The organism is Pseudooceanicola profundus (genome assembly GCF_054919315.1).
In genome coordinates this window covers 3866744-3883022 of the sequence record NZ_CM142898.1, presented here as the reverse complement: position 1 = coordinate 3883022, position 16279 = coordinate 3866744, and the positions used below count along the sequence as shown (strand labels likewise).

Genomic DNA, 16279 nt, shown 5'->3' with positions numbered 1-16279 from the left:
GATGGTATCAAAGAGAGGCATTCATACCGGGAGCGCCTAACCGCGCGTCTGCCTTATGGGGACGGCACTCACTTGTCGGCAAGGCACCAACTTGTCGGGACTGCACTGCGCCCGAGCAGCCCCCATCAACCCGTCATCAAACCCGGCTCAGGCACCCTGAACCGCCGCAACCGGCCCACCCTCAGCCGAACATTTCCACCAGGTCGACGCTGCTCTCCCGCCCCAGCTTCGCACGATGCGCGTCCAGGAAGCCCTCCGCCGAGGCGCGTCCGGCCTCCTTCAGCCGTCCGAGGATGAAGGGGTTCGGCACCAGCTTCGTCGCCACCGAGAGCTCGGACATCAGCGCGTCATCCGAGATCAGGTGCACGTTCACATCCTTCATCATCCCGCGCTCCAGCGTCTCACTCGCCAGCAGCCGCTGCACGAAGGAAATCGCCCGCAACTCGCGCAGCAGCGAGGAATTGAAGCTGATCTCGTTCACCCGGTTCTGGATCTGCTGCGGCGAGACGGGCACGTGGTCCCGCACCATCGGGTTCAGCGAGACGATCACGATGTCATCGGGCAGATGCCGGCCAAACAGGGGAAACAGCGCCGGGTTGCCGGTATAGCCGCCATCCCAGAAGGCCTCGACCTTGCCGGTCTTCGGATCCTCGAACTCCACCGCCTGGAACAGGTTCGGCAGGCAGGCGGAGGCGAGGATCTGATCCGTCCCGATTTCGGCCCCGGTGAAGACCCGGATCTTGCCGGTGCGGACATTGGTGGCGCAGATGTGCAGCTCGGGCCCGGAGAGGCCGCAGACCTTCTCGTAGTCCAGCGCCGCCACCACGGCCTGCAGCGGGTTCCGGTAGAACGGCCCGTAGATATAGGGCGAGGTCGCGTGGCTGACCGCGTCGGCAATCGACCAGGCCAGTGAGTATTCCACCGCCTCGGCGATATGCCCCGGGCTTGCCATGGGCATGACGCCCGCCATCCATGCGGGCAGCCGCAGGTCGGTGAGCGCGCCCATCCGGGACCAGAGCCGGTCGAGCGCCTCCCGTGCGCCCTCGCGCCCGCCCTCGGCATAACCCGCCTTCAGGGCGGCGCCGTTCAGCGCGCCGGCCGAGGCGCCCGAGATCCCGGCGATCTCGATCTCCTCCTCCTCAAGCAGACGGTCGAGCACGCCCCAGGTATAGGCCCCGTGGGCGCCACCGCCCTGCAGGGCGAGATTGATGCGGATCATGGCCGTACTCCCGTCGCGGATGGAGAGACTGCGGCGGGCCGCGACACCGGCCCGCCTGCGACGACCGAAGGGTCGCGTCGGCTCAGAGCGCGGTCCAGCCGCCGTCCACGCTGATCGTGGTGCCGGTGATCTGGTCCGCCGCCGAGGAGCAGAGGAAGACCGCCGTCCCGCCGAGCTGTTCGACGGTCGCGAATTCCTTGGAGGGCTGCCGGTCGAGGATCACCTCGCGGATCACCGTCTCGCGGTCCATGTCGTATTTCTTCATGGTGTCGGGGATCTGCGCCTCCACCAGCGGGGTGTGCACGTAACCTGGGCAGATTGCGTTGGCGGTGATCGGGTCCTCGGCCGTCTCCAGCGCGGTCACCTTGGTGAAGCCGACGATGCCATGCTTGGCCGCCACGTAGGCGGACTTGTAGGGCGAGGCGGTCAGACCGTGGGCGGAAGCGATGTTCACCACCCGGCCCCAGCCCGCCTTGCGCATCATTGGCAGCGCGGCCGCGGTGGTGTGGAAGGCGGAGGACAGGTTGATCGCGATGATCGCGTCCCACTTCTCGACCGGGAAATCCTCGATCGCCGAGACATGCTGGATGCCGGCGTTGTTCACGAGGATGTCACAGGCCCCCGCCTGCTCCACAAGCGCGCGGCACTCCTCGGCCTTGGACATGTCGGCCTTGATATAACGGGCGGTCACGCCGAATTCAGCCGCAAGGTCCGCGGCCAGCTTGTGATCCTCGTCGGAATCGGTGAAGGAGTTCAGCACCACGTCCGCCCCGGCCTTGGCCAGCTCGCGCGCAACGCCAAGCCCGATACCCGAGTTGGACCCGGTGATGATGGCGGTCTTACCTTTAAGAGACATCTTACGTCCTCCTGCATGTGTCCCGGCAGATCATAGTGCTGCACCTGCGAAAAGCGAGGCGATACGGACACGTCTGCGAGAGGGATTCGCGAGCCACCGGGAGGGGTTGGAGGATGTCGCTCGACAAGCGGAAGCCCCAAGAAAAAAACGCCGGCACGAGGCCGGCGTTAAGTTATTGAGGCAGGTTTCATACAGGCAAGAAACCTATCGAGCAGTGAGTTTGTTATAAGCAATCAATCGCCTGCATCCAAGAGTAAAGTTTGTGTTGGCTGCATTCCGCCTCTAGTTTGGCCGCCAACAAAACAAGGGGCAGGCATGATTGTTGCAGGATTCCGGTCATTTTTCTTCATTGTTTCCGGGGTACTGGCAGTCGCTCTTGGTCCAACAGGACAAGGGGAATCGGCCGCCGCGGAGCCCTCGCACGCCATAGCTATGTATGGGGAGCCGGCCCTGCCCCCGGATTTTGTGTCCTTACCCTACGTGAATCCCGACGCCCCCAAGGGCGGGCGCCTGGTGACGGGCAATACCGGCGGTTTCGACAGCCTCAATCCGTTCATCGTGAAAGGCACTCCCCCCTGGCAGCTGCGATTCCTGACCCACGAATCGTTGATGTACCGCTCGCAGGACGAACCCTTCACGCTCTACGGCCTTCTGGCCGAATCGGTGGAGACCTCGCCGGACCGGCAATGGGTCGAATTCACCCTGCGCCCGGAGGCCGAGTTCTCGGACGGCAGTCCGGTCACCGTGGACGACGTGATCTGGTCCTACGAGACGCTGGGGACCGAAGGAAACGCCCGCTACCTCGGGCTCTGGCAGGCCATCGCGCGGATCGAGCAGACCGGTGAGCGGCGCGTGCGCATCACCTTCAACCGCCCCGACCGGGAGCTGGCGCTGCTGGCCGGGTTGCGGCCGATCCTCAAGAAGGACCAGTGGAAGGACAAGGACTTCACCCAGTCCGGCCTGACCGAGATCCCCATCGGCTCGGCCCCCTACGTGATCGACAGCTTCGAGGCGGGGCGCTACGTCTCGCTCAAGCGGAACCCCGACTACTGGGGCAACGACCTGCCCGTCCGACAGGGCACCGCGAACTTCGACGAGATCCGGATCGAGCATTTCGGTGACCAGTCGGTGCTCTTCGAGGCCTTCAAGGCCGGCGAGATCTCCTTCATCCGCGAATTCAACGCCGAGAAATGGGCGCGGGACTACGATTTCCCCGCCGTGCAGTCCGGCGATATCGTGAAGACCGAGATCCCCGACGAGAAGCCCACCGGCATGACCGGTTTCGTCATGAACATCCGCCGGGCGCCCTTCGATGACATCCGGGTGCGCGATGCGCTGCTCCATGCCTTCAACTTCGAATTCATCAACGACACGCTGACCGGCGGGCGCCAACCCCGGATCACCTCCTATTTCTCGCGCTCCGAACTGGGGATGCAGGAGGGCCCGGCGCAGGGCCGCGTGCTGGAACTGCTGTCGCGGTTCGAAAACGAGATCCCGCGCGAGGCGATCACCGGCTACGCGCTGCCGCAGGGCGACGGCACGGCCCGCAACCGCAAGAACCTCGGCGCGGCCATGGCCCTGCTGCAGGAGGCCGGGTGGTCGGTGCAGGACGGCGTGCTGAAGAACGAGGCCGGCCAGCCCTTCCGCTTCGAGATCCTGCTGACCCAGGGCGCCACCGAGAACCAGTCGATCATCGACATCTACGTCCCCGCGCTCCAGCGCCTCGGCATCCAGCCACAGGTCACCACGGTGGACAGTGCGCAGTACAACCTACGGATCAACGATTTCGACTACGACATGACCTACATGCGCCGCCAGCTCTCGCTCTCGCCCGGGAACGAGCAGCGGCTCTACTGGGGGTCGGAGGCGGCCGGACAGACCGGCTCGCGCAACCTGATCGGCATCGCCTCTCCCGCCGTGGACGCGATGATCGAGGAGATGCTGAACGCCCGCAGCCACGAGGATTTCGTCGCTGCCACCCGGGCGCTGGACCGGCTGCTGACCACGGGGCGCTACGCGATCCCGATCTTTGCCTTCGACGTGGGTCGCATCGCGCACAGCGCACACCTGCATCACCCGGACAGCCTGCCGATCTACGGCGACAGTTTCTACTTCATGCCGGAAGTCTGGTGGTCGGATCAGAAATGATCTGTGCGGGATCGTAGGGCGGGAGTATAGCGTCACGTACCTGTGACACTTTCGCTTTACGGCCCACGCCATGAACATCCTTGTCCTCTGCAGCGGCAATTCCGCACGGTCCATCCTGCTGGAAGCCATCCTGAACGACCGCGCCTCGGGGCGCGTCACCGCCTATTCCGCCGGCTCCCATCCGACCGGCGAGATCGAGCCACAGGCGCTTGCCCTGCTGGCCGAGAACGACATCGACACCCGCGACCTGCGCTCCAAGAGCTGGGATGAATTCGCGGGCGACGATGCGCCGGAGATGGACCTTGTCATCACCCTCTGCGCAGAGACCGCCGGAGAGACCTGCCCGGTCTGGCCCGGGGCGCCGGTGCGCGCGCACTGGGGCCTCCCCGACCCCGCCACCGGCGACGACGCCGCTTATGCCGCGGCCTATGCAACGCTTGACAGGCGCGCCTCGGCGCTGCTGAAGCACGGGATCGAGATCATGGACGCGGGCGAACTCAAGGCGACGCTCAACCGGATCGCCAAGCAGGGCTGAGCCGAGCGGTCGCCCCGTCATTCCTTGATCCGTCATTCCTTGATCCGCGGCCACGGACCGGGACAGGCTTGCGCATCGCCACGGCGGCCCCTCCGGCCGTCGTCCCGCAGTCGTGAAGGAACAGCTGCCTTGCCCGCGCGTTTCTCCCCCATCGACAGGCCTGAGATGGAAGGCCCGCAACGAAAGGAAGAACGACATGCGCTGGAACAAGGACATTCAGGAGCACTGGGAGATTTTCGTCGAGGCCGCCCTTCAGGAATGGCCCGAAGCCCGGGAGAGCGACCTGCTGGCGCTGGATGGCACCCGCGCCGGTCTGGCCCGCTACCTCTCAGACGTGACCGGCAAGTCGCCGGACCTGCTGCTGGAGGAAATCGCCGAATGGCAAAGCGGCACGATGCCCGCGGACATCCGGATGGACGAGCAGCTGGACAACGCGAACATCAGCGTCTCGGGCCGCTTCGTGGCGCCGGGCGAGGATGTCTATGACGAGGACGAGGCCTTCGGGACCGCGTCATGAATGTGGCCCAGGCGTGAAGGCGCGTGCGGCGTGAACCACGGGTGAGACGGGCAGCCACTGCACGCCGCCGCGCCGGGGCCGGGATCGACGCGCGGCTCCGGCATCGGGACCGTTCGGAAGGGCCGCCGTCTCGGGTCACCCCGGCCAACCCCTGCACAAACGCAGCCCCGTCTCGGATACCTGCGCACAGCATGGAACTTGCCAAGAGGCCCCGCGCCGACTAGCAAACTGACATGTCGTCGCTTTTCGATCAGGGGCCACCGCCGCCCTGCCCGAGCCCCTTCAACATGGCCGCCCACGTGCTGGCCCATGCCCCCGCGCAGCCCGACAAGGTCGCGCTCGCGGTGCTGGGCCTGTCGCGCGCGGAGCGCTGGAGCTATGGCAAGCTGGAGGCAGCCGTGCGCGGCACCGCCACCGGCCTGCTGCAACAGGGGCTCTCCGCCGGGGACCGGGTGCTCATGCGGCTTGGCAACACGGTCGAGTTTCCCATCGCCTACCTGGCCTGCATCGCCGTGGACCTCGTGCCGGTGCCCACCTCCTCGCAGCTGACCGCGAGCGAAGTGGGGAAGATGGCCGAGGGCCTGCAACCCGCCGCAGTGCTGCAGGGCACGGGCATTGCCTGCCCCGACCTGCCCGGCGTCACGGTGATCGACCAGCCGCTGCTGGAGGCGATGCGGGACCTGCCCCCCGCCGCTTACGCCATGGGCGATCCCGAACGGCTGGCCTATATCGTCTATACCTCCGGCACCTCGGGCAATCCCCGCGCCGTCTGCCATGCGCACCGCGCCATCTGGGCCCGGCGCATGATGCACGAGGGCTGGTACGGGCTGACGTCGGAGGACCGGCTGATGCATGCGGGCGCCTTCAACTGGACCTATACGCTCGGCACCGGGCTGATGGATCCGTGGTCCGTCGGCGCCACCGCGCTGATCCCGGCCGAGGGCATCGGACCCGAGGCGCTTCCGCTTCTGATGAAACGCCACGAGGCCAGCATTTTCGCTGCGGCCCCGGGGGTTTACCGCAAGATCCTCGGCAAGGGCGCCCCCCTCGTGCTGCCGAAGCTGCGCCACGGCCTCTCGGCCGGCGAGAAGATGGGCGCGGCCATCCACGAGGACTGGCGCAAGGCGACGGGCACGGAGGTCTACGAGGCCTTCGGCATGTCCGAATGTTCCACCTTCCTCTCCGGCAGCCCCGCGCGCCCCGCAGCCGAAGGCGCATTGGGTGCGCCGCAGCCGGGCCGCCGCGTCGCCATCGTGGACGAGGACGGCACGCCTGTGGAGACCGGCCAGCCCGGAGTCATCGCCATCGACCGGCGCGATCCCGGCCTCATGCTCGGCTATCGCGGCGCGGAGGAGGAGACCGCCGCGCGGTTCCGGGGCGACTGGTTCCTGACCGGCGACATGGGCACCATGGACGAGAGCGGTCAGGTGACCTATCTGGGCCGGAACGACGACATGATGAACGCCGGTGGCTACCGCGTCTCCCCGCTCGAGGTGGAACACGCGCTGGCCGATCTGCCCGGCATCACCGAAATCGGGGTGACCGATGTGGAGGTGAAACAGGATGCCCGACTGATCGTGGCCTTCTACACCTCCGCCGCGCCGCTGGACGAGGCCGCGCTGCTGGCCGCCGCTGCCGCAAGGCTGGCGCGCTACAAGCAGCCCCGCGCCTTCCTGCGGATCGACACCCTGCCCCGCAACCCCAACGGCAAGCTCCAGCGCCGGGCGCTGGCACCGCTCTGGGACAAGGCAAACAAGGGACCGAATGGTTAAACTCGACATCCTCTCCGATCCGATCTGCCCCTGGTGCTACTTTGGCGCCACGCAGCTTTTCCGTGCACTCTCGGACCGCCCGGACCACCCGTTCACGATCGAATGGCATCCGTTCCAGCTGAACGCGGCCATGCCCGCCGAGGGTGCGCCGCGCGCCCCCTACCTCTCCGCCAAGTTCGGCGGTGAGGAGGCGCTGGTGTCCGCCGATGCCCGGCTGAACGCCTATGCGGCCGAGAACAACATCCCGCTCGACACCGTGGCGATGACCAAGGTGCCGAACACGCTGAACGCCCACCGGCTGATCCACTGGGCCGGGCTGGAAGGCGTCCAGACGCCCGTCGTCCTCGCGCTGTACCGGGCCTATTTCGCGGAAGGCCGCGACATCGGGGCGACCGAGGTGCTGGCGGATATCGCCGATCATGCGGGCATGGACGCCTCCGTCGTGCTGAAGCTGCTGGAAAGCGACGCCGACGTCGAGATGATCTCCTCCCGCGATGCCCATTCGCGCGAGATGGGCGTCTCCTCTGTGCCGACCTTCATCGTCGGTCAGCGTCACGCCGTGCCCGGTGCCCAGCCGGCCGAGCTCTGGGTCAAGGTCATCGACGAACTGCTGGCCGAGGCCGCCCAACCCGAGGGCTGATCCTTCAGCCCCGCCCGGCCGCCCCCACGGCCGCCCCACACGCCGCCCGCGCCGGTCTCCCGGCGCGGATCGTCTTTCCGTCGGACACGCTCCGACCTGCCCCTCAAGGCCGCGCCCCCATGCCCGATATGAAACTTTCCCGCGTCGAACTGGTCGCGCTGCTCGCGATGCTCGTCGCGACGGTCGCCTTCTCGATCGACTCCATGCTCCCCGCGATGCCCGAGATCGCGCAGGAGCTCTCGCCAGACAATATCGCCAACGCCCAGCTGATCCTCTCGGCCTTCATCATCGGCATGGGGGCCGGCACGCTCTTCACCGGCCCGATCTCGGACATGTTCGGACGCAAGCCGGTGATCGTCGGCTGTACCGCCATCTATATCGCCGGGGCCTTCGTGGCCTGGCAGGCACCGACGCTGGAGATGCTGATCCTCGGCCGTTTCCTGCAGGGGCTCGGCGCATCCGGCCCGCGCGTCGTCTCTCTGGCCGTGCTGCGCGATCTCTACTCGGGCCGCGACATGGCGCGGCTGCTGTCCTTCGTGATGATGGTTTTCACGGTGGTGCCCGCGCTCTCGCCCCTCGTTGGCTCGGGCATCATCGCCCTGACCGGCTGGCGCGGCATCTTCCTCGCCTTCGTGCTCTTCGCACTGGTCTCCTCGGCCTGGCTCATGCTGCGCCTGCCCGAGACCCTGCCCGAAGCGCGTCGCCGCCGCTTCTCCTTCACGGCGCTCAAGGCCGCCGCAGTGGAAATGACCGGCATCCCGATGGTCCGGCTCAGCGTGACGGCCCAGGTGCTGACCTTCGCGATGATGTTCTCCTCGATCAGCATGATCCAGCCCATCTTCGACCAGACCTTCGACCGGGCCGAGAGCTTCCCCTGGTTCTTCTTCGGCATCGGCATCTTCTGCTCCACCTCCTCGATGGTGAACGCGGCGCTGGTGATGAAGCTGGGGATGCGCAAGATCATCTCGGTCACCCAGTACATCGCGCTCACGGCCACCACCGTGATGCTGGCGATCGAACTGGCGGGCGGCGCAGGCACGGCGCATTTCTGGTTCTACCTCGCGTGGCAGACGCTGATCTACTTCCAGATGGGCCTTGTCTTCGGCAACCTGAACGCCCTCGCGATGGAGCCCCTTGGCCACATCGCCGGGCTGGCAGCCAGCGTGATGAGCGCGATTTCCACCATCCTCGGCGGGATCATCGCGACGGTGGTGGCCCAGTTCTACGACGGCACGCCGCTGGCGCTCGTGGCGGCCTGCTGGGTGCTCTGCATTCTCGCGGTGCTGGTGATGCGCAAGGTGCGGACCCTTGAACGGGTCAAGGATGCCGACGCCGCCCGGGCACAGGGGTAAGCGTCACGGCAACCGCCGGGACCACGCGCAATGTACATGATCACGAACCGCCGCCTCCGGGCGGCGGTTTCCTGTCCGGCCTCCGCCACAGGCAAACGACGCGAAAAGTTGACCTCACTTTTTATCGTATACCGTTGCATACCATCTTTCGCCACCGGGGGCTTTCCGCTATGCAGCACGCAGACGGACTCACCCAAACCGAGAGGCGCTGCTCCATGAGCAAGATCAAGGTAGAGAACCCCGTCGTCGAGCTGGACGGCGACGAAATGACCCGCATCATCTGGGATTTCATCAAGAAAAAGCTGATCCTTCCCTATCTGGACGTGGACCTGCTGTACTACGATCTGGGCATCGAGGAGCGCGACCGCACCGAGGACCAGATCACCATCGACGCGGCCAACAAGATCAAGGAGGTCGGCGTCGGCGTGAAATGCGCCACGATCACCCCCGACGAGGCCCGGGTCGAGGAATTCGGCCTCAAGAAGATGTGGCGTTCGCCCAACGGGACGATCCGCAACATCCTCGGCGGCGTGGTCTTCCGTCAGCCGATCATCTGCCGCAACGTGCCGCGCCTCGTGCCCGGCTGGACCTCGCCCATCGTGGTGGGCCGCCATGCCTTCGGCGACCAGTACAAGGCCACCGATTTCACCTTCCCCGGCAAGGGGCAGCTGACCATGAAATTCGTCGGCGAGGACGGCACCGAGATCGAGAAGGTCGTCTATGACGCACCCTCTGCCGGGGTCTACATGGGCATGTACAACCTCGACCAGTCGATCATCGACTTCGCGCGGGCCTCGTTCAACTACGGCCTCAACCTCGGCTGGCCGGTCTACCTCTCGACCAAGAACACGATCCTCAAGGCCTATGACGGCCGCTTCAAGGACCTGTTCCAGCAGGTCTACGAGGAAGAGTTCGAAGAGAAGTTCAAGGCCGCGAAGATCTGGTACGAACACCGGCTGATCGACGACATGGTCGCCTGTGCGCTGAAATGGAACGGCAAGTTCGTCTGGGCGCTGAAGAACTACGACGGCGACGTGCAGTCGGACACCGTGGCGCAGGGCTTCGGCTCGCTCGGCCTGATGACCTCGCAGCTGATGACCCCCGATGGCAAGATCGTCGAGGCCGAGGCCGCACACGGCACCGTGACGCGCCACTACCGCCAGCATCAGGCGGGCAAGCAGACCTCGACCAACTCGATCGCCTCGATCTACGCCTGGACCGGCGGCCTCAAGCACCGCGCCAAGCTGGACGAGAACACCGCCCTGATGGCCTTTGCCACCACGCTGGAAAAGACCGTGGTCCAAACCGTCGAGGACGGCTTCATGACCAAGGACCTCGCCCTGCTGGTGGGGCCGGATCAGAAGTGGCTGACCACCATGGGCTTCCTCGAGAAGGTCGACGAGAACCTGAACAAGGCGCTGCACGGCTGAAACCGGGCAGACGTCCGGCCAAAGCGTGCCGGACGTCAAGCAAAGCTGATCAAGAAAGGCGGGCCCGCGGGTCCGCCTTTTGCATGTCCAGCGCGGTGCCGGGTTTCCGCCGCACATCGCTATTGCGGCAGAAGGGATTGAGATTGCGTAATTTCCGGGCGCAGGTCAGGGAGCCACCGCCGGTGCGCATGGTTTCGGTATACCGAAGCGCCCGCGCGCCCTAGCACGGAGGTCAGCAACCCGGACAGCCGTGCCCAGATGAACCTCCGCCAACTCGAAGTCTTTCGCGCCGTGATCCAGGGCGGCTCCACCAAGAACGCGGCGGAGATGCTGCTGGTCTCGCAGCCTGCCGTCTCGAACATGGTCCGCCAGCTGGAGGACCAGCTGGGCATGGCGCTTTTCCTGCGGACCGGCGGGCGGCTGCGCCCCACGCGCGAGGCGAATATCCTCTACCAGGAAACCGCCGCGCTCTTTCACCAGTTCGAGGCGATCCAGGCCCTGGCCGACAACCTGCGCGACCAGAGCGCGGGCCAGATCGACTTCCTCGCCAGCCCCAGCCTCGGCCAGACCATCGTGGCGCAGGCGCTTGCGGGCTTTGCATCGGACCTGCCGGGCATCACCGTGGCCTTCGACACGCTGGCGAATGAGCAGATTACCGATTACCTGCTGGCGCAGCGGTCGGACTTCGGGCTGACGAACACCTTCCTCGATCATCCCGGCCTGACGCAGCGCGAGTTGCGCCGCCTGCCCGTCCACTGCATCCTGCCGCGCGGGCACCGGCTGGCCTCCCGCGATCATATCGCGCCCGCGGACCTCGCCGGGGAATACCTGATCTCCTACCCGCGGTCGCTGCCCATCGGGCTGATCGTGGATCAGGCCTTCCGCGAGGAAGGCGTCTACCAGAAGATCAGCATGGCGATCCGCTTCTGCGCCACCGGTTGCGCCATGGTCGAGGCGGGCACCGGTATCAGCTTCAGCGACACGCTCACCCTGCGCGGTGGGAGCTTCCCCAACGTGGTGGCCGTACCCTTCGCCCGCGACGTGAGCACCTCCATCGTGCTGTCGCACCCCCGGCAACGCCCGCTGTCGCGCAGCTGCCAGACCTTCCTCGACAAATACCTGATGCCCCGGATCGACGCCCTCGACCTTCGCTGAGGGCATTGGAATCGCGCGGGACGCTCAAGAAACGATCAGCGGGATTATTCACGCAAGATCGGCACCTTGCGGCCCGGCGATGCGCCCCGGCCCGAACCTTGTACGACGTACAATTAAATCTATCGCCTTTTCAGTCGGTTACCCTCTGCGGCCGCGACCGTCGGCCCGGACGGACGAGGGGCGATATAAGCCGGAGTTATTCCGCTTCGCGTCCTAATAATTCGCAAACACGCCGGGGCTGTCGGCTTCTGACGACACGGCCCGCGCCCTTCCGGGCCTCCAAAACGAAAAACGCTTTCAACAGGAGGTCTTATGACCCTCATCGCCCGCAAACTCCGCTCGACGGCCCTTGCCGCCGCGACGCTCGTCACCGCCGCACTGCCCGCACAGGCGCAGGACCTGACCAAGGTCTCCTTCCTGCTCGACTGGATCCCCTCCGGCGAAATGGCCGCCTACTACGCCGGCAAGGCCAAGGGCTTCTTCGAGGAAGAAGGCCTCGACGTCTCGATCACCCGCGGCTACGGCTCGGCCGACACCGCCGCCAAGATCGCGGCCGGCGTGGGTGACTTCGGCCTCGCGGACATCTCGGCGCTCTTCACCGCGCGCGCCAACACTGATGCGCCGATCAAGGGCATCTCCTCGGTCTACACCCACTCGCCGCACTCGCTCTTCGTGCTGGAAAGCAGCGGGATCGACAGCTTCGATGACCTTGAAGGCAAGTCGATCGCCGTCTCGGCCGGCAACAGCCACCGCCTCTACTTCCCCGCCGTGGCCGAGGCCGCCGGGATCAACGACAGCACGATCAACTGGGTGACCGCCGATGCCTCGGCCATGGCCGCGCTGCTGATCGCCAAGCGCGTCGATGCCGCGCCCTTCTACTCGATCCACGAGTACTACCAGAACAAGGCCGCCGCGCAGCAGGGCGAGAAGATCAACGTGCTGCCCTTCGTCGAGACCGGCTTTGCCATCTACGCCACCACGGTGATCGCCTCGGAGGAGACGCTGGAGACCAAGCCCGAGCTGGCCAAATCCTTCCTCGCCGGGCTTCAGAAGTCCTTCGAATGGGCGAACGAGCATCAGGAAGAGGCCTGTGAACTGCACGTCGAACAGGTGCCGGAAGTGGCGCTCGACGATTGCATCGGCTCGATCACCGCGATGATGGGCTTCGTCTTCAACGACAGCCAGGCGGAATTCGGCCTCGGCCACTTCGATCCCGAACGCCTCGCCTTCACCTACGAGCAGGTCGCCAAGGCGCAGGACCTCGATCCCGAAGCCGACCCGATGGCCGCCATCGACGAAAGCTATCTCCCCTGATCCGTCCTCCTTCTCTCCCCGTTGGACGGCACTTCCCCCGGCGCAGCGCGCGCCGGGGGCCTTTAAGGAAAGACCGCGCATGACCGCCATCACCATCGACAAGGCCACCAAGGTCTTCTCCTCCCGCGACGGAGAGGAGGTCGTTGCGCTCTCCGATGTCTCCCTCGACATCGGCGAGAACGAATTCATCTCGCTCGTCGGCCCCTCCGGCTGCGGCAAGTCCACCCTCCTGCGCCTGATCGGCGGGCTGCTGCCCCTGAACGCCGGGCGCATCCTGATCGACGGGACCGAGGTGAAGGGCCCGCAGGTCAAGACCGGCTTCGTGTTCCAGAAGGCCACGCTGCTCGAGTGGAAGACGATCCTCGAGAACGTCCTCTTCCCGCTCAAGATCATGGGCACGCTGGATGCCAAGTCGAAGGACAAGGCGCGCGAGCTGCTGGCCCTCGCCGGGCTCGACGGGTTCGAGAACAAGTACCCCGCCGAGCTCTCGGGCGGGATGCAGCAGCGGGCGGGCATCTGCCGCGCCCTGATGCATGATCCCGACATCCTGCTGATGGACGAACCCTTCGGTGCGCTCGACGCGCTGACCCGCGAGGACATGTCGATCGAACTGCTGCGCATCTGGCGCGAACAGCCCAAGACCATCGTCTTCGTCACCCATTCGATCGCCGAGGCGGTGCTGCTCTCGGACCGGGTCGTGGTCATGTCGCCGCGCCCCGGCGAGGTGAAGCAGATCCTCGACATCCCGCTGCCGCGCCCGCGCAGCTTTGCCGTGCAGAAGGACGCGCGGTTCCAGGAGAAGGTGGATGAAATCCGCCATCTCATCACCGGTAAATGAGGGACAGGACATGAGCCACATCGCCCCCCGCACCCCCTCGCCGCTGCGCCGCTTCTGGATGCGCAGCCAGGGCACGCTGCTGCCCGTGATCACCTTCCTCCTCGTGCTGCTGCTCTGGGAAATCTGCGTGAAGGTCTTCGCGATCCCCGAATTCCTGCTGCCCGCGCCCTCGGCGATCTGGGTCGCCACCACCGAGCAGGCGGGCCTTGTCTGGGGCCACACGCTTGCCACGCTGCGCACGGTCGTCCTGGGCTATGGCCTGTCGATCCTGATCAGCCTGCCGCTGGCCTTCGCGCTGACCTCGTCCCGGATCGTGGCCAACGCGGTCTATCCGCTGCTGATCCTGACCCAGTCGATCCCCAAGGTCGCGCTTGCGCCGATCCTCGTCATCGCCCTTGGCGCGAACGAGCTGCCACGGATCATCATCACCTTCCTCGTGGCCTTCTTCCCGCTGGTCGTGGCGATCACCACCGGCCTGCTGTCGGTCCCCGGCGACCTGATCGAACTGGGCCGCTCCTACCGTGCCACGCGGTTGCAACAGATGGTGCAGATCCGCATGCCCTATGCGATCCCCTTCATCTTCTCGGGGCTCAAGACCGCCGTGGCTCTGGCCGTGGTGGGGGCCGTGGTAGGCGAATTCGTCACCTCGGACCGGGGGCTCGGCTACCTGATCCAGACCTCCACCGCCTTCTTCCGCATGCCGTTGGCCTTCGGGGCGATGCTGGTGCTGTCACTGATGGGGATCGTGCTGTTCCAGATCGTCGCCGTGGCCGAGAAACTGCTCTTCCCCTGGTCGTCGCAGCAACAGGCCGACTGACCGTTCAATCAAGGAGGCCACCATGGCCGAGACCTACAAAATCCTTCGCGGCGGGCTGCTGCTGGACCCCGCCACCGGCACCCACGCGCCCCGCGACATCCTGCTGAAAGGCACCCGCATCGCCGAGATCGGCGCCCCCGGCATGGAGGCCCCCGAGGCCGCCGAGTTGGTGGATGCCAGCGATCACCTGCTGATGCCCGGCATGATCAACGCCCACAGCCACGGGCATGGCTCGCTCGGCAAGGGGATGGGCGACCGCTGGACGCTGGAGCACCTGCTTCACGCCGGGCCGTGGCTGAACACGGGCCGCGATTTCGAGGACATGACCCTCTCGGCCCAACTGAACGCGGCCGAGATGCTGATGAAGGGCTGCACCGCCGCCTATGACCTCTACTTCGAGTTCCCGGCCTCCACCACCGAGGGGCTGAACGCCGTGGCCGAGGGCTACGAATCCGTCGGCCTGCGCTCTGTCATCGCGCCGATGATGGCCGACATGTCGCTTTACCAGGCGATCCCCAGCCTGCTGGCCGCCATGCCCGAGGAGCACCGCCCCCGGTTCGAGGCGATCCGCCTTGCCCCGGCGGAGCAGCTGCTGGCCATGTCCCGCGCGGCGCTGACCAACTGGCGGTTTGACCGCGAGAAGACCCGCATCGCCCTGGCGCCCACGATCCCGCTGCATTGCACCGATGACTTCCTCACCGGCTGTCGCGACCTCTCCGAGGAATTCGGCGTGGGCCTGCACATGCACCTCTCCGAAAGCCGCACGCAGGTGGTGACGGGGCTGGAGCGGTACGGCATGACACTGACCGCACATCTCGACAAGCTCGGCCTGCTGTCGGACCGGTTCACCGCCGCCCATGGCGTCTGGCTGGACGACGAGGATATCGCGCGGCTGGCGGATCACGGCGCCTCTGTCGCGCATAACGCGGGCTCCAACCTGCGTTTGGGCAATGGCATCGCTCCGGCTCGCAAGATACTGAAAGCAGGCCTCAATCTTGGGATCGGCACCGATGGGTCCAGCTCCGCCGACGACCAGAACATGTTCATCTCGATGCGCATGGCCTCCTATGCCTCGCGGATCATGAGCCCCGACACGAACGACTGGCTGTCGACGCCGGAGGTGCTCCATGCCGCCACGGCGGGCTCGGCCAAGGCGCTCGGCTTCGGCGACGAGATCGGCACGATCGCCGAGGGCAAGCAGGCGGATATCGTCTTCCTCGACCTCAACGCCGTGGGCCTCGTGCCGCTGAACAACGCCGCCAACCAGCTGGTCCATGCCGAGGACAGCACTGCCGTGCACCACGTCATGATCGGCGGCGAGATGGTCCTGAAGGATCGCAAGCTCACCCGCGTGAACTTCGCCGACCTGCGCCGCAAGGCCGAGGCCGCGAACGAACGCCTCATCGCCCGCAACGCGGACCTGCGTGACTTCTCCATCGGGCTGGAGAAATACGTTTCGCAGTTCTGCGTCGGCATCGCCTGCTGCCCCTACCACGAACACCGCTTCGCCGGGCACGCCCACGACGGCTCCTGCCGGCACTGAGGCCGGACGGCTCCTGCCGGCACTGAGGCCGGACGGTTCCTGTCGGCATTCAGGCGGGACGGCTCCTGCCGCGACCAAGGCCAGACTGCCCCTGCCGGCATCGCGTCGGCGGGGGCCCCAGCCCAAGCGCACCAGACCAAGAG

At 66.1% G+C, this 16279-nt stretch carries 14 protein-coding genes; 12 read left to right on the top strand and 2 right to left on the bottom strand.

Annotated features, from left to right (window positions below; translation table 11 throughout):
* Positions 1-181 precede the first annotated feature (181 nt).
* Both ACX9MO_RS17755 and ACX9MO_RS17750 read right to left on the bottom strand, forming a co-directional pair.
* A complete protein-coding gene (locus ACX9MO_RS17755; RefSeq protein WP_462212811.1) occupies positions 182-1219 on the bottom strand; it encodes a patatin-like phospholipase family protein in 1038 nt (345 codons plus the stop codon).
* Positions 1220-1301: 82 nt separating this feature from the next.
* Positions 1302-2075, bottom strand: a complete 774-nt coding sequence (locus ACX9MO_RS17750; protein ID WP_462212810.1) for a 3-hydroxybutyrate dehydrogenase — start codon at positions 2073-2075, stop codon at positions 1302-1304.
* A gap of 315 nt (positions 2076-2390) precedes the next feature.
* On the opposite strand from ACX9MO_RS17750, the gene ACX9MO_RS17745 reads away from it, so the two are divergent.
* From ACX9MO_RS17745 to ACX9MO_RS17690, 12 genes are all read left to right on the top strand, one after another.
* Positions 2391-4223: an extracellular solute-binding protein gene (locus tag ACX9MO_RS17745; RefSeq protein WP_462212809.1), complete on the top strand. Its 1833-nt coding sequence runs from the start codon at positions 2391-2393 to the stop codon at positions 4221-4223.
* A gap of 70 nt (positions 4224-4293) precedes the next feature.
* Positions 4294-4758 carry an arsenate reductase ArsC gene (locus ACX9MO_RS17740; RefSeq protein ID WP_462212808.1) on the top strand — a complete coding sequence of 155 codons (465 nt, stop codon included), beginning with the start codon at positions 4294-4296 and terminating at the stop codon, positions 4756-4758.
* Positions 4759-4954: 196 nt separating this feature from the next.
* Positions 4955-5275 (top strand): hypothetical protein, encoded by a 321-nt coding sequence (locus ACX9MO_RS17735; protein ID WP_222489930.1) that lies wholly within the window; start codon positions 4955-4957, stop codon positions 5273-5275.
* A 233-nt stretch (positions 5276-5508) separates the two neighbouring features.
* Positions 5509-7047: a class I adenylate-forming enzyme family protein gene (locus ACX9MO_RS17730; RefSeq protein WP_462212807.1), complete on the top strand. Its 1539-nt coding sequence runs from the start codon at positions 5509-5511 to the stop codon at positions 7045-7047.
* Positions 7040-7687, top strand: coding sequence for a DsbA family oxidoreductase (locus ACX9MO_RS17725; RefSeq protein WP_462212806.1), 648 nt, complete (start codon positions 7040-7042; stop codon positions 7685-7687). The genes ACX9MO_RS17730 and ACX9MO_RS17725 overlap by 8 nt, the downstream gene beginning before the upstream one ends.
* 128 nt (positions 7688-7815) lie before the next feature.
* Complete coding sequence (locus tag ACX9MO_RS17720; protein WP_462212805.1) at positions 7816-9039, top strand: multidrug effflux MFS transporter; 1224 nt, start codon at positions 7816-7818, stop codon at positions 9037-9039.
* Between the two features lie 215 nt (positions 9040-9254).
* Complete coding sequence (locus ACX9MO_RS17715) at positions 9255-10469, top strand: NADP-dependent isocitrate dehydrogenase (RefSeq protein WP_222489927.1); 1215 nt, start codon at positions 9255-9257, stop codon at positions 10467-10469.
* Positions 10470-10727: 258 nt separating this feature from the next.
* Positions 10728-11624 carry a LysR substrate-binding domain-containing protein gene (locus ACX9MO_RS17710; RefSeq protein ID WP_462212804.1) on the top strand — a complete coding sequence of 299 codons (897 nt, stop codon included), beginning with the start codon at positions 10728-10730 and terminating at the stop codon, positions 11622-11624.
* A gap of 312 nt (positions 11625-11936) precedes the next feature.
* A complete protein-coding gene (locus ACX9MO_RS17705; RefSeq protein WP_462212803.1) occupies positions 11937-12938 on the top strand; it encodes an ABC transporter substrate-binding protein in 1002 nt (333 codons plus the stop codon).
* Between the two features lie 79 nt (positions 12939-13017).
* On the top strand, positions 13018-13776 hold the full coding sequence (locus ACX9MO_RS17700) for an ABC transporter ATP-binding protein (RefSeq protein WP_222489924.1): 759 nt from the start codon (positions 13018-13020) through the stop codon (positions 13774-13776).
* Between the two features lie 10 nt (positions 13777-13786).
* A complete protein-coding gene (locus ACX9MO_RS17695; protein ID WP_462212802.1) occupies positions 13787-14593 on the top strand; it encodes an ABC transporter permease in 807 nt (268 codons plus the stop codon).
* 22 nt (positions 14594-14615) lie between these two features.
* A complete protein-coding gene (locus ACX9MO_RS17690) occupies positions 14616-16136 on the top strand; it encodes an amidohydrolase family protein (protein WP_462212801.1) in 1521 nt (506 codons plus the stop codon).
* Positions 16137-16279: the final 143 nt, after the last annotated feature.